The organism is Paenibacillus sp. VCA1 (assembly GCF_031583795.1).
GTDB lineage: Bacteria > Bacillota > Bacilli > Paenibacillales > Paenibacillaceae > Paenibacillus_AQ > Paenibacillus_AQ albilobatus.
The window spans coordinates 19726-31654 of the sequence record NZ_JAVLSX010000027.1 but is presented as its reverse complement, the minus strand read 5'-3'; the positions used below and the strand labels follow the sequence as shown (position 1 = coordinate 31654).

The following is an 11929-nucleotide window of genomic DNA, read 5'->3' as shown; positions in this document are numbered from 1 at the left end:
CCCCTCAAGATGAGATTTCCCAATTCGTAAGACCCCTTGAAGACGACGAGGTAGATAGGTTGGAGGTGGAAGTGCAGCAATGCATGGAGCTGACCAATACTAATCGGTCGAGGGCTTATCCTAAAAGCTTTCTGAAAGAAAGCTTGCTACGGAAGCATATGCTTTGATAACCCACCAAAGTGAAGAGCAGCTTCTTAGCTGATTCCGAGTACTTTGGCGGGGCCCGGAACAAAAAGTGAAGGGTAACGCTACGGAGTATTTAAGACGCAAAACGTTTCGTATCTAGTTTTCAGGGAGTCAAAACGATTTTTCGAAGCCCAAGCGGTTTCGAAAGGCGAGAATGGCTTTCGGCATTTGGCGATGCCGTTTCCTGTACATATCGTATTGAAATCCAGTGATTTCACAAACGATTTTGAAGCTGCGAGTCCTTTCTAAGGTCTGATATTTTCTTGCAGTGATTTCGAGAAGCTTAGGCTTCGAAAAATCATCAAAAATCCCGTTTGGTGGCGATGGCGGAGGGGTTCCACGCGTACCCATCCCGAACACGACCGTTAAGCCCTCCAGCGCCGATGGTACTTGGACCGAAGGGTCCTGGGAGAGTAGGACGCCGCCAAGCGGAAACCACATCCTTTGTGGTTATTTTTTTGCGAAATGTTCCCTGATAGCTCAGTCGGTAGAGCACTCGACTGTTAATCGAGTTGTCACAGGTTCGAGTCCTGTTCGGGGAGTCAACGTCTCCAGAGAGTGAAGGGAGAAGCTGCTTCGCAGCATATTCCGGTTACTTTCTGGGGGCCCCATAAGAACGTGGAGAGGTGTCCGAGCTGGCCGAAGGAGCACGATTGGAAATCGTGTAGGCGTCAAAAGCGTCTCGAGGGTTCGAATCCCTCTCTCTCCGCCAGCATTCACAACTTATTACATATTAAGGCCCGTTGGTCAAGGGGTTAAGACACCTCCCTTTCACGGAGGTAACAGGGGTTCGAATCCCCTACGGGTCACCATTATTCCTTTTATTCCAAACGGGGATGAAGATTTACGGAGACTTAGCTCAGCTGGGAGAGCATCTGCCTTACAAGCAGAGGGTCGGGGGTTCGATCCCCTCAGTCTCCACCATTATTCCTAAAAGCGAGAAGCTTTCGGGACTTATAAGGCCTGGAACCGTGGTGTAGAGGCCTAACATGCCTGCCTGTCACGCAGGAGATCGCGGGTTCGAATCCCGTCGGTTCCGCCATTATTATATTGCTTCAGGGATGAGAATCCTTAATTTTAAATTGCGCCGGTGTAGCTCAATTGGTAGAGCAACTGACTTGTAATCAGTAGGTTGGGGGTTCAAGTCCTCTCGCCGGCACCAGAATTGCATATGGCGGTCGTGGCGAAGGGGTTAACGCACCGGATTGTGGCTCCGGCATTCGTGGGTTCAAGTCCCATCGATCGCCCTTTATCATTAAAATATTGGGGATTAGCCAAGCGGTAAGGCAACGGACTTTGACTCCGTCATGCATAGGTTCGAATCCTATATCCCCAGCCATTTGCTTTAAAGGTGAACAAGAGCCATTAGCTCAGTTGGTAGAGCACCTGACTTTTAATCAGGGTGTCGAAGGTTCGAGTCCTTCATGGCTCACCAGTTTTAAATCTTGCGCGTGTGGCGGAATTGGCAGACGCACTAGACTTAGGATCTAGCGTCTTCGACGTGGGGGTTCAAGTCCCTCCACGCGCACCATGGAATATGCGGACGTGGCTCAGCGGTAGAGCATCGCCTTGCCAAGGCGAGGGTCGCGGGTTCGATTCCCGTCGTCCGCTCCATTTAACTGTTTACCTTGTTTCGGGATGTAGCTCAGCTTGGTAGAGCACCTGGTTTGGGACCAGGGGGTCGCATGTTCGAATCGTGTCATCCCGATCTCTTCTTTTTTCGCGGGTGTAGTTCAATGGTAGAACTCCAGCCTTCCAAGCTGGTAGCGTGGGTTCGATTCCCATCACCCGCTTTAGATACAAAAAGCTCTGAAACCCTTGTGCGGCAAGGGTTTTTTCTTTTTAGGCTTTAGCCAGTTGAGCTCGCGAAGCGTGCGAAACAAAAAACCACCCGCATAGCGGGTGGAGGGAACAAGGGTTTGACCAACAGACCATACCGATAGAATTGGGATGTTCAGGCTCAATTAGCCATTCCGCCAAAGATATCGGTGTCATCATTCATGGGATATCTAAGGGGAAAAAGTTCGCTCATGATCTTTGAGAAGCATGCACAATTAAAGTATAAATACGGGAATCGAAAATTTTGGGCAGAAGGATATTATGTAAGTACAGTGGGCTTAAATGAAGCAACCGTAGCTAAATACATTCGTGAACAAGAAGCACACTACCAAGCCATAGATAAACTGAGTGTAAAAGAGTATAAAGATCCGTTCAGCGACAAAAGGAGCAAAAAGAAATAAACCAGTTTAACTGGTAAGTGGAAGTGACAAATTACACTGAGCCTGAACAGATTAGTGGTCAGGCTAGCGTCTTTAGGCGCAGTTTAGCAGCAAGGGGTTATACCCCAAGAGCCAAACCACCCGTTGGACGGGTGGTCATGATTTTGCATGACAAAAGGATAGGGATGTTGAAAAACCGAGTATAGCTGTACCATTTTTTACCGAAAAGCCCTTACCAAATCCTGATTAGACCATAAGATACAGTGTACTTTAATTTAAGGAGGGGATGGGATGAGCGAAGTTGTAGGTGGAGCATATGGTTACCACCACCACCATCATATGAATATTGGATTTATCCTGGTCTTGTTCATTTTGTTAGTTATTATCTTGAAAGCATTCTGGCTATAAATCGTTGGGCCCTGTCGGCTGATGCCGGCAGGGCTTTGTTTTTGGAGCGTTTTGAATCATCTTCGCATATAATGAAGCGAGTCCTGTAATTTAGCAGGCTTCGCTCATTTATCAAATCTATTTTATAAAAAAAATCCCATCCTGCATTGGAGTTACCCCCGTCAAGTAGACAGTTATAAAAAGACCTAGGCAACCTTAGTTCTGTATTCAACCGGACTAAGGTTGTTTAATTTTTCTGAAATCGGTGGTATTTATAAAATCGAATATAACGATGAATTTCATCTACAAGTTGCTTTTGGTCTGTGTAGTGGTGTAGCCGTAAAGATTCGCTCTTGAAATGGCTAAAAAAACTCTCCATACATGCATTATCATGACAATTACCTTTGCGCGACATGCTCTACCTCGATCGAGAGCCGAAGGCTCGCTTTTTAATCAGGATGTTGAGTATTCCCATCACCCGCTCCATATAGACTTAAAATAACAACGCCAAAGGGCGTTTTTTTGTTTGGAGCTCTTGGAACCCTTGGCGCACAATTTTTTTTGTTCCACCCCCTAGCTGATCCCTTCTGATTTAATTCCCTACTATTCTATTAAATTTCATCATCTTAGATATTTGTTCAGTCATAACCTCTTTCTCTTACATATCCTGAAGTATTAAAAATAGAGGAGTTGATATTTTTGGCACGCATTCTTGATAAAGCGGCCGTCCAGTTGCTCAGTCGCTTCAACCCGGCCAGATCGTTTACCATTCGACGTTCCCCGCAAAAATCCGGCATCGCATCGATCCGCATACGGATTCCGGCGAATTCTCAACCGAACCGGGTAGATTTGGTGGCATCCGTGGGTCTCAGAGGCATAACAGGCATTGGGCAAATTCGCTTTAGAGTTTTCCGTGGTGGAACAGAGATTTTCAACACGCAGCAAGGTATCGAATCAACCGGTTCTGAACAAAATTATGTAGTTACCTTCCAAGCTGAAGATATAAATGTAAAAGCAGGTACCCATGCTTACACAGTCACAGCAGAAAATGTCGCCGCCAATACAAGAGTAGACGTTGTAGGACCTATAACGTTTAGTGGCTTAGCTGTTAAAACAAGACCTTCAACCCTTCAGAAAAAAAGGAATGCAAAGCGTTCTTGAGGTAAAGGGTATAAAAACGCCGCAAGGCGTTTTTTTCCTTGTTAAATTTTTTCCCATGCCTTTATGCGGCTGCCGCCACAAAAGAGTTTTTTTGGAATAGTAATAATAAAGAGAGCGGTATGTTTGAAAAACGCGGGCGGTTAGGCCCGACAATTCCTACGGTTAGCAAGCGGTTTACACGAAAAGGAGGTAAATCCGAATGAAAAAAGTATGGATCGATGCCGGACATGGCGGTAAAGATTCAGGAGCTACCGGGAATGGGTTGAAGGAAAAGGATGTCGTTCTTGAGCTATCGTTAGCCATAAAAAAACGTTTGGAGTCCGAATACGAAGACGTGCAAGCGCTGCTTTCAAGAAGCACGGACGTGTTTGTTGAGCTGCAGGAAAGAACCGACAAAGCGAATGCGGCGGGCGCCGATATTCTGATTAGCGTTCACTGCAACGCGGGAGGCGGCTTAGGCGGCTTTGAATCCTATCGGTATATCTCGGCATCGGCTGCGACGTTGAAGCTGCAAAACCTGCTGCATACGGAAATCATGGCGGGGTTAAAATCTTTTGGCGTCGCGGATCGGGGGCAAAAGACCGGGAACCTGCATATGTGCCGCGAGAGCAGGATGCCGGCCGTTTTGACGGAGAATCTTTTTGTCGATGTCGCATCCGATGCTGCCAAGCTAAGCCAACCCGCCGTGATCGAGGCGATCGTAAACGGACATGTCCTTGGAATCGCCAAATATTTGGATTTGAAGAAAAAAGGGACGCCGGTCCCTGATGACAATAAAGTGACGGTAATCGTAAACGGCAAAACGTTAAGCGACGCCAAGCTGGAGGGCGGGGTCATCACCGTGCCGCTTCGTGCGGTTGCGGAGGCTCTCGGCGCGAACATCACGTGGGATAATCAGACGAAAACGGCCACGGTCAAAAAATAACTTTCCAAGAAAAATATGCGTTAAAAACTACGGGCTGCGAACATGCAGCCTGTTTTCGTCGGGTTCGTTAACCTAAACCAAAAAGGCCGCTTTTTAAGCGCCCTTTTTAACAAAGATATGGTTGTTTAGCAACTAAAATTTGCTTTCATGCTAACTCGCCTTCCTCACAAACTGCTTCTGCTTTACCATACCTTTGGAAGAAAGCTGGTACACCGTAACGTCATACACATCGGTATGCCTCGCGGCATTTGGATCCCGTTCCGGGTTCCATTTTTTGTTTTCCCGCTCGATTTCGATCTGTACCGTATTGGCTGAGATGAACTTTGCATCGACGCCAACACCGCCAAACGATTTTCTCAGAAAAACTTTGCCGTCCTTATGTACTCCGACCAGATCCACCGCGCTTCCGCCCGTTGCCCCCGATAGATACAGCAAAAACGTGTCCCCGCCGGACGCAGCGGTAAATTGAACGGCCCCGTTCGTATTGATCCAGGATTGCTCGGCTTCGCGCCATACCTTTTTTCCATTCAGCTTGATGACCGGCAAGTACCCCAGTCCTTCGACGTTTTCTTTATCGACCACGAGCCCGTTTGCGAGCTTCATCGGCAGTTTCGCCGCGTCCATGCCCAAATAGAGCTTGGCATACGTTTTTGCTGCGGGCTGGTTTGTTTTGGCCGAGGCGATCGTTGCAGGCACCAGCAGGCAAATGACCAATAACAGGGAGAAAAGCTTTTTCATTCGCATGTTCATTCCTTCGCTATATTTTGCTAGTTTCATAACTCCAAATTGTACCATATCGGGCGCGGTTCTACTACGGCATATCATCAAATATTTACAGGGTAAAAATATGTATATTGACAGATCTTCGGAAACGGAGGAATATCAGAGATAAAAGAAAAACAGATTGATATCCTTGGGAGGCTGCGATGAAAAATAATATCAAAGTCGGCGTTATCGGTCTTGGCGCCCGCGGGATGGGGCTGCTGACGGCCGTGATTCTACCTATGGACGGCGTGGAGGTCGCGGCCGTATGCGACAAATACCAGGACCGCGGGGAAGCCGCGGCGAAAGCGGTTGCAGAAAAAGGGGGCAAGCGTCCGTTTGTGACCCGGGATTACCGCGAGGTTTTGGCGCTGGGAGAACTTGATGCGGTGGTGATCGGCGCTTCGTGGGCGGATCATATCGACATTGCGGTAGCGGCGATGGAAGCCGGCATTTATGCCGCATGCGAGGTAGGCGGAGCTTATTCCGTCCAAGAGTGCTGGAAGCTCGTCGAAGCGTACGAACGAACCCGGGTGCCGTGCATGATCATGGAAAACTGCTGTTACGGCCGGGACGAAATGATGGTTTTGAATATGGTGAAGCAGGGCGTTTTTGGCGATATCGTGCATTGTGCGGGCGGCTATCATCATGATTTGAGAAGCGAGATCGCTTTTGGAAAAGAAAACCGGCATTACCGTTTGAACAACTATATCCATCGCAATTGCGAAAATTACCCGACGCATGAAATCGGGCCGATCGCCCGCATTTTGAACATCAATCACGGCAACCGCATGGTTTCGCTGGTTTCGATGGCATCCAAGTCGAAAGGGATGCAGGAGTATATCCGCAAGGAAAAAAGCGGCGATGCGGAGCTGATGCAAACCGAATTCATGCAGGGCGATATCGTTACGACCGTCATTAAATGCGCGCATGGCGAAACGATCACGATTACGCTCGATACGACGCTGCCGCGTTATTACTCCCGGGGATTTACCGTACGCGGAACAAAAGGCATGTACATGGAGGACAACCATTCGATTTATTTGGACGATATGCATGAGGAATTCCACACGGACTGGAAAAAACAATGGGGCAACGTCGAGCGGTTCCGGGAACAATACGAGCATCCGGTATGGAAAAAATATATCGAAGAAGGCGTCAAGGGAGGCCATGACGGCATGGATTGGCTCGTGTTCAAAGACTTTTTCGACAGCGTGAAACAAGGAACGGGCACGCCGCTTGACGTATATGACATGGCTGCTTGGATGTGCATCTCCGCATTGTCGGAGGAGTCCATTGCCTTGGGCGGACATCCGGTAGCGATTCCCGACTTTACCAACGGTAAATGGATGACCCGATAATCGTGGCTCATTTCAAAAGGCCGGCAACCGATCTGGGGCTGCACGGCCTTTTTCGTCGGATGTTGACAATGGAAATGAATCGTGCTAATATTATCTCATATTAAAGATAAATGATACCAAGAGATATTTTTTTTGGACATTTATCTTTATTTTGAAATATATAATGTTAAGGTTATTCCCGGGAAACGAACCATTAACGTTAAGCGAAGAATACTTCCTACGGCACCATGGCAAAATAACAAAATCCATATTCAAAAAAGGAGAATTCGAGATGGCAAATGTAAACACGGCGATCATTTATTACAGCTCCGGCGGCACGAACTATCAACTCGCGCAATGGGCCGCGGAAGGCGCAAAACAAGCAGGCTCCGAAGTCAAATTGCTGAAAGTGGCGGAAACCGCTCCGCAGTCCGCGATCGACTCCAATCCGGCTTGGAAAGCGAATCATGATGCAACGCAGCATATTCCCGAAGCAAGCATGGCCGACCTGGAATGGGCCGACGCCATCATCTTCAGCATGCCTACACGGTTCGGCAACATGCCGGTGCAAATGAAGCAGTTCCTCGACCTGACCGGAGGGCTTTGGTTCCACGGGAAGCTGGCGAATAAAGTCGTCAGCGCGATGGCTTCGGCGCAAAATCCGCATGGGGGCCAGGAGGAAACGATCCTTTCCTTGTATACGAGCATGTACCACTGGGGAGCGATCGTGGCCGCGCCGGGATATACGGATCCTTCGCTTTTCGCCGCAGGCGGCAACCCTTACGGCACGTCCGTAACGGTTGGCCAGGACGGAAAAATGATCGAAGACGTCAAGGAAGCCGTTCTGCATCAGGCCAAGCGCACCGTAACCGTTGCGGGTTGGGTGAAAGCGGGTTTGGGCAAACAGTAATCCGGAAAGCGGGATGAAGAGTTTCTCCAAAAATTTGCATCAAAAAAAGGCTGGTCCTTGGGATGATCTCCCAGGGCCAGCCTTTTTGGCGTATATCGGAACCACAGACAAGAGGCTCTTCTTTATAACATCAGCCTTCATGCCGCTTCGCGGCACTACTGATCGATGAAAATTTACAGAGCCATTGCTTCCTGATATTGCAAGAAAAATTACCTTAAAACGCGGTCTGTCTTCTTAGGAAGTGCGTCGATAGACGTTATTCTTACTGTACTTTTACGACGATGGCATTGCTGATTTGGCGTCCGGGCGCAGTTAAATACTTGCCGTTGTAATACAGTCCGCTCGATGCGCCTCCGTCCAAGTTCATCGCCTGATAGGCGCCCGCCTGGCGCATAATTTCCGCAAGCTGCGGAATCGTCGCTCCGCCGGTCGTGAGCAAAATCAACCGATGGTCCTTCGTGATGCCGAGAGCGCTGCGGGCGCCGCCTCCCGTCAATATTTTCGGGTCTTTGAAGCCCTCCTGCTTCACGTTCAACGAGACTTTCCCGTTCAGAACCAGGCGCGGTCCGGCCTGAAGCCCGCCTTCAATGCGTCCCTGCTCAAAATTGGTCTTGAAGGCGGAGCCGGAAATCAGGCTAGGAAGCTGGTTTTTGTCGTAGGTGAACATGGCGCGCTGATCGCCCGGGCTCGCCATCTTGATGGCACCCTTGCTTAAAATGTACCCGTATGGAGCCTTGTAGCTGCCGTTCGTGTACGCGTCAAAGAAGGTTCCGTTGATGGCGACCGCCGCGCCGCTGCGTCTGGCGATGCTGCCGAGATCTTCAACCTTGCCCGGCGTATTGCCCGCGAGCACCACATCCAGCTGAACCTTTGGATTCATGAGGTCGACGGTTACCATCTGTACGTTAAACGAACGCGAGCCGACCTTGAGGGTTTTCCTTTCGTTTACGACCGCCTTGGACTCGGCTTTGCCGTTGTTCCGCGCGACGACGGGAAGAACCTCGGACGAGCCGTTGGCGGCAACGGTCACCGCGTTGCTGTCTTGATGCCATGTCAGCCTGTATCCGAGCTCTTGGCTTATAAGCTGAGCAGGCACGTAGACGATGCCGTTGTCCCGATGCGGCGCATCCTGAAGGGAAACGGAGCTGCCGTTGACGACGGCCGTTTTTTGCCCGAGGGTCATCGTGATGTTCGTGGAGCCATGCGTTATTTCAATCCGCTTTGCGGCGTCGTCCCACTGGACTCGGGTGCCGTCGAAACCGTTAAGGAAACGGACGGGCAAAAACGAATGGCTGCTTTTGGCATCCATGATGACCACATTCCTTGCCGGCGCCGCTGCCTCGGCGGAAGGCATCAAGAAGATGAATGCGACCAATAAAAACGCGATCGATTTTTTGAACATGCTGCTGAAATCCCCTTTTGTATGATTTTTTTCCTTGTCAGGATTTTGCAAAATTCGATTCCTGCCGCTCCAGGGTACAATATATAGACGAATTAAACCGCTTCGCTCTATCTATTGCTGATTGGAAAGTCGCTTTTTGGATTTTTGCAAAATCCTCGCATGTGTAATATCGGTCAAATCATACTTTCGTTGAATAGGGGTTGGGACTTATTCCCTTGTTTTATGGAAGGACTATTCCGCTACCCGCACGTAAAAGCGCTCGCCGTGCCTGTCCACAACGACGGGCGATTCAAAAAATGCGCTCAGGTTTTCCGCCGTCAAAACATCTTCCGTCTTTCCGCTTCCGACCGCTTCGCCGCGTCTCATAAGCAGCACATGGCTGAATGCGGGCAAAATTTCCTCCGTATGGTGCGTCACATAGATCAAGGTCGGCGCATCCGGCCGGCGCACGAGCTCCGCAATGCTCTCCAGCAAACGCTCCCGCGAAAAAATATCCAGCCCGTTGCAGGGCTCATCCAAAATCAAAATGCGGGGATTTGCCATCAATGCGCGGGCAATGAGGAGCTTTTGCTTTTCGCCTTGGGAGCAGGTCCGGTATTCCCGGTCCCACAGATGGCCGCAGCCCAGCGTCGTCATCAGCTCGCGCGCCCGCTCGTAGTCGTCGTCGCTCGTTTGATCGTACAGGCCGATGGTGGCGTGTTTGCCGCTAATGACGATATGCTGCGTGCGGTCCGACGCGTACAGCCGCTCCTGGAACGAGTTGCTGACCCAGCCGATCGATTTGCGCAGCTCGCGCAGGTCGACTTCGCCGAACAGATGGCCAAGCACGCGCACCGAACCCTCCGATGGCCAAATATAGCCGTTGACGATGTTCAGCAGCGTCGTTTTGCCGGAGCCGTTCAGACCTAGCAGCGCCCAATGCTCCCCCGGTTTGACCTGCCAGCTGACATCCTTCATGAGCGTATGCTGCCCGTTTCGCCATGTGATGTTTTTGATATCGATGACCATATCGTAACTCCTCTCTCCAATCCCGGTTAAAAATCGTTGTTCTCCACATGTTAAAACAAATCCGCGCGCTGTCAATAGCGCAGTCCCGCATTGAAGCGAAATGACAACGTCTTCCTTAAACCGGGTTTCCTTTTATCTTACCGGCTGCCGGGGCCGATGTCGCCGCGATAATTGCTGGCCTCGAAAGCTTTTTTTGCTATAATGTCAACAGGTGAAGCGAACATGGAGATGAGCATTCGAACGGAACGGATCGAACTTTTTAAAGGCGCGGACCGGTTTGCGAACCGCTCCCACCGCCATGGGCACTGGTACCAGGTGACGGTTCCGGTCCAAGGCACATGCCATTTTACGATGGAAAACAAACCGTATCGGCTGCATGAGGGCCAAAGCTTGATCCAGCACCCGGGTACGGAGCATCATTTTTGCCTCGATGCGGCGTCCAGCGTCATCGTCATCAAAATCCGGGAGGACGCGCTGCGGCCCGAAAACGATGCCGGCGGATTGCCTGAATTCGCGGACCGGCAGCGGATCGATACCGGAGAGTTGTCCCGCCTGTTCCGCCGCTGGACGTCGGAGCTGATGTTCGGCGATTCCTTCGAGCCGCTTGCGGCGCAGGAGACGGAAACGCAGGTGCTGCATTATTTGCGGAAAACGCTAAACGGCTCGCATCCGGTCGGCGACGGCATCGGCGGGATGGTTCGGGACACGCATATACATCAGGTGCTCGAATATATGCATGCGAACTATGCGGAGGCCGTTTCGGTCGACGATCTGGCCTCGCTCGCCAGGCAAAGCCGCTTTCATTTTATCCGGAGCTTTCGCGACTGCACGGGCGTTACCCCGTACCAGTATTTGCTGATGCTGCGGGTGGACCAAGCCAAGCAGCGGCTTAAAAGTTCAACCGCGTCGGTGGCGGATATCAGCTGCAGCCTGGGATTTTCCTGCACGAGCCAGTTCCACCGCGCCTTTCTGAAATTCGCCGGCATGACGCCGGGCGAGTTCAGGCGGAGCTAAGGGGGATGGGCATCGAGTGCGGAAGCGGCGCCTGCTTCTATCAAGTTCCGCGAGACCGCTCGGTGCTCAACATGCTTTTTTTTTCAAAAAAGAGGGGGATGTAGCGATGCGCAAGGAAAGCTTTGTACAACCCGATCCGGCCGGGTGGCTTGAGAAGTTCCATTTTTCGATTCCGATCAAAGTGCGCTATTGCGAGACGGATATGCTTGGCCACGTGAACAACGTGAGTTACTTTATGTATTTCGAGCAGGGACGCATCGAATATTTCGAAAATTTGGGCTTGTTCGACTCGATGTTCGGCAAAGAAAAGGTGGCCGTCGTCGCGGATTTGGAATGCCAATACTTGGCGCAAATGTACCGCAGCGACAAAGTCCAGCTTCATGTGCGGGTGGCTTCGATCGGCAGATCGTCCTTGGACGTGGAGTATGCGGTGGTGGCGGAAAACCTTTTAAAGGCTGCCGGACGCGGGGCGATCGTGCTGATCGATGCGGGCAGCGGGAAAAGCACGCCGATTCCGGACGAAGTCCGGGAAACGATCGCCGCTTTCGAAAAAGAAGGCTTGAGCGGCGCCTGATAATTGCCGGGAAGCTTATTTTACTTAAGGAGTTACTGCAT

General features: G+C 50.6%; 10 protein-coding genes, 13 tRNA genes, 2 rRNA genes and 2 pseudogenes. 23 read left to right on the top strand and 4 right to left on the bottom strand.

The window, feature by feature from the left end; genetic code table 11:
• The 17 genes and pseudogenes from RJP21_RS30680 to RJP21_RS30600 all read left to right on the top strand — a co-directional run.
• Positions 1 to 123 (top strand): 23S ribosomal RNA (locus RJP21_RS30680); the annotation flags it as partial.
• A 376-nt stretch (positions 124 to 499) separates the two neighbouring features.
• Positions 500 to 616: ribosomal RNA gene (gene rrf / locus RJP21_RS30675) — 5S ribosomal RNA — on the top strand.
• 39 nt (positions 617 to 655) lie between these two features.
• Positions 656 to 728, top strand: a tRNA-Asn gene (locus RJP21_RS30670).
• Positions 729 to 806: 78 nt separating this feature from the next.
• Positions 807 to 898 (top strand) — tRNA-Ser (locus tag RJP21_RS30665).
• 25 nt (positions 899 to 923) lie between these two features.
• Positions 924 to 998, top strand: a tRNA-Glu gene (locus RJP21_RS30660).
• A 36-nt stretch (positions 999 to 1034) separates the two neighbouring features.
• Positions 1035 to 1110, top strand: a tRNA-Val gene (locus RJP21_RS30655).
• Positions 1111 to 1151: 41 nt separating this feature from the next.
• Positions 1152 to 1228, top strand: a tRNA-Asp gene (locus RJP21_RS30650).
• 44 nt (positions 1229 to 1272) lie between these two features.
• Positions 1273 to 1348, top strand: a tRNA-Thr gene (locus RJP21_RS30645).
• Positions 1349 to 1360: 12 nt separating this feature from the next.
• A tRNA-His gene (locus tag RJP21_RS30640) sits at positions 1361 to 1433 on the top strand.
• Positions 1434 to 1450: 17 nt separating this feature from the next.
• A tRNA-Gln gene (locus tag RJP21_RS30635) sits at positions 1451 to 1525 on the top strand.
• 20 nt (positions 1526 to 1545) lie between these two features.
• Positions 1546 to 1621, top strand: a tRNA-Lys gene (locus RJP21_RS30630).
• Between the two features lie 12 nt (positions 1622 to 1633).
• Positions 1634 to 1717, top strand: a tRNA-Leu gene (locus RJP21_RS30625).
• A gap of 8 nt (positions 1718 to 1725) precedes the next feature.
• Positions 1726 to 1800: transfer RNA gene (locus RJP21_RS30620), tRNA-Gly, on the top strand.
• A 20-nt stretch (positions 1801 to 1820) separates the two neighbouring features.
• Positions 1821 to 1894: transfer RNA gene (locus RJP21_RS30615), tRNA-Pro, on the top strand.
• Between the two features lie 14 nt (positions 1895 to 1908).
• Positions 1909 to 1979, top strand: a tRNA-Gly gene (locus RJP21_RS30610).
• 171 nt (positions 1980 to 2150) lie between these two features.
• Positions 2151 to 2426, top strand: a pseudogene (gene tnpA / locus RJP21_RS30605) (IS200/IS605 family transposase); the annotation flags it as partial.
• Positions 2427 to 2696: 270 nt separating this feature from the next.
• On the top strand, positions 2697 to 2813 hold the full coding sequence (locus tag RJP21_RS30600; protein WP_310862564.1) for a YjcZ family sporulation protein: 117 nt from the start codon (positions 2697 to 2699) through the stop codon (positions 2811 to 2813).
• A 185-nt stretch (positions 2814 to 2998) separates the two neighbouring features.
• Here RJP21_RS30600 and RJP21_RS31390 read toward each other — a convergent pair.
• Positions 2999 to 3210: pseudogene (locus tag RJP21_RS31390) on the bottom strand (IS3 family transposase); the annotation flags it as partial.
• A 281-nt stretch (positions 3211 to 3491) separates the two neighbouring features.
• Here RJP21_RS31390 and RJP21_RS30595 point away from each other — a divergent pair.
• Positions 3492 to 3953, top strand: a complete 462-nt coding sequence (locus tag RJP21_RS30595) for an exosporium protein C (RefSeq protein ID WP_310862563.1) — start codon at positions 3492 to 3494, stop codon at positions 3951 to 3953.
• A 199-nt stretch (positions 3954 to 4152) separates the two neighbouring features.
• Positions 4153 to 4878 (top strand): N-acetylmuramoyl-L-alanine amidase, encoded by a 726-nt coding sequence (locus tag RJP21_RS30590; RefSeq protein WP_310862562.1) that lies wholly within the window; start codon positions 4153 to 4155, stop codon positions 4876 to 4878.
• Between the two features lie 150 nt (positions 4879 to 5028).
• Here RJP21_RS30590 and RJP21_RS30585 read toward each other — a convergent pair whose 3' ends face one another.
• A complete protein-coding gene (locus RJP21_RS30585) occupies positions 5029 to 5616 on the bottom strand; it encodes a hypothetical protein (protein ID WP_310862561.1) in 588 nt (195 codons plus the stop codon).
• Between the two features lie 188 nt (positions 5617 to 5804).
• On the opposite strand from RJP21_RS30585, the gene RJP21_RS30580 reads away from it, so the two are divergent.
• The gene (locus RJP21_RS30580; RefSeq protein ID WP_310862560.1) at positions 5805 to 7001 is read left to right on the top strand and encodes a Gfo/Idh/MocA family protein; all 1197 of its coding nucleotides are present in this window, start codon (positions 5805 to 5807) and stop codon (positions 6999 to 7001) included.
• A gap of 271 nt (positions 7002 to 7272) precedes the next feature.
• Complete coding sequence (wrbA, locus tag RJP21_RS30575) at positions 7273 to 7890, top strand: NAD(P)H:quinone oxidoreductase (RefSeq protein ID WP_310862559.1); 618 nt, start codon at positions 7273 to 7275, stop codon at positions 7888 to 7890.
• A 262-nt stretch (positions 7891 to 8152) separates the two neighbouring features.
• On the opposite strand, the gene RJP21_RS30570 is transcribed toward wrbA, so the two are convergent.
• Positions 8153 to 9292, bottom strand: coding sequence for a phosphodiester glycosidase family protein (locus RJP21_RS30570; protein ID WP_310862558.1), 1140 nt, complete (start codon positions 9290 to 9292; stop codon positions 8153 to 8155).
• A 231-nt stretch (positions 9293 to 9523) separates the two neighbouring features.
• Positions 9524 to 10300 (bottom strand): ABC transporter ATP-binding protein, encoded by a 777-nt coding sequence (locus RJP21_RS30565; protein ID WP_310862557.1) that lies wholly within the window; start codon positions 10298 to 10300, stop codon positions 9524 to 9526.
• Positions 10301 to 10522: 222 nt separating this feature from the next.
• Here RJP21_RS30565 and RJP21_RS30560 point away from each other — a divergent pair, with 222 nt between their 5' ends.
• On the top strand, positions 10523 to 11314 hold the full coding sequence (locus RJP21_RS30560) for a helix-turn-helix domain-containing protein (RefSeq protein ID WP_310862556.1): 792 nt from the start codon (positions 10523 to 10525) through the stop codon (positions 11312 to 11314).
• A 106-nt stretch (positions 11315 to 11420) separates the two neighbouring features.
• Positions 11421 to 11888, top strand: coding sequence for an acyl-CoA thioesterase (locus RJP21_RS30555; protein ID WP_160045532.1), 468 nt, complete (start codon positions 11421 to 11423; stop codon positions 11886 to 11888).
• Positions 11889 to 11929: the final 41 nt, after the last annotated feature.

Excerpts from the sequence above, each read along its gene's own strand:
- RJP21_RS30590 (WP_310862562.1), top strand. The coding sequence starts at position 4,153 with ATGAAAAAAGTATGGATCGATGCCGGACATGGCGGTAAAGATTCAGGA.
- RJP21_RS30570 (WP_310862558.1), bottom strand. The coding sequence starts at position 9,292 with ATGTTCAAAAAATCGATCGCGTTTTTATTGGTCGCATTCATCTTCTTG.
- RJP21_RS30560 (WP_310862556.1), top strand. The coding sequence starts at position 10,523 with ATGGAGATGAGCATTCGAACGGAACGGATCGAACTTTTTAAAGGCGCG.
- RJP21_RS30585 (WP_310862561.1), bottom strand. The coding sequence starts at position 5,616 with ATGAAAAAGCTTTTCTCCCTGTTATTGGTCATTTGCCTGCTGGTGCCT.
- wrbA (WP_310862559.1), top strand. The coding sequence starts at position 7,273 with ATGGCAAATGTAAACACGGCGATCATTTATTACAGCTCCGGCGGCACG.
- RJP21_RS30565 (WP_310862557.1), bottom strand. The coding sequence starts at position 10,300 with ATGGTCATCGATATCAAAAACATCACATGGCGAAACGGGCAGCATACG.
- RJP21_RS30600 (WP_310862564.1), top strand. The coding sequence starts at position 2,697 with ATGAGCGAAGTTGTAGGTGGAGCATATGGTTACCACCACCACCATCAT.
- RJP21_RS30580 (WP_310862560.1), top strand. The coding sequence starts at position 5,805 with ATGAAAAATAATATCAAAGTCGGCGTTATCGGTCTTGGCGCCCGCGGG.
- RJP21_RS30555 (WP_160045532.1), top strand. The coding sequence starts at position 11,421 with ATGCGCAAGGAAAGCTTTGTACAACCCGATCCGGCCGGGTGGCTTGAG.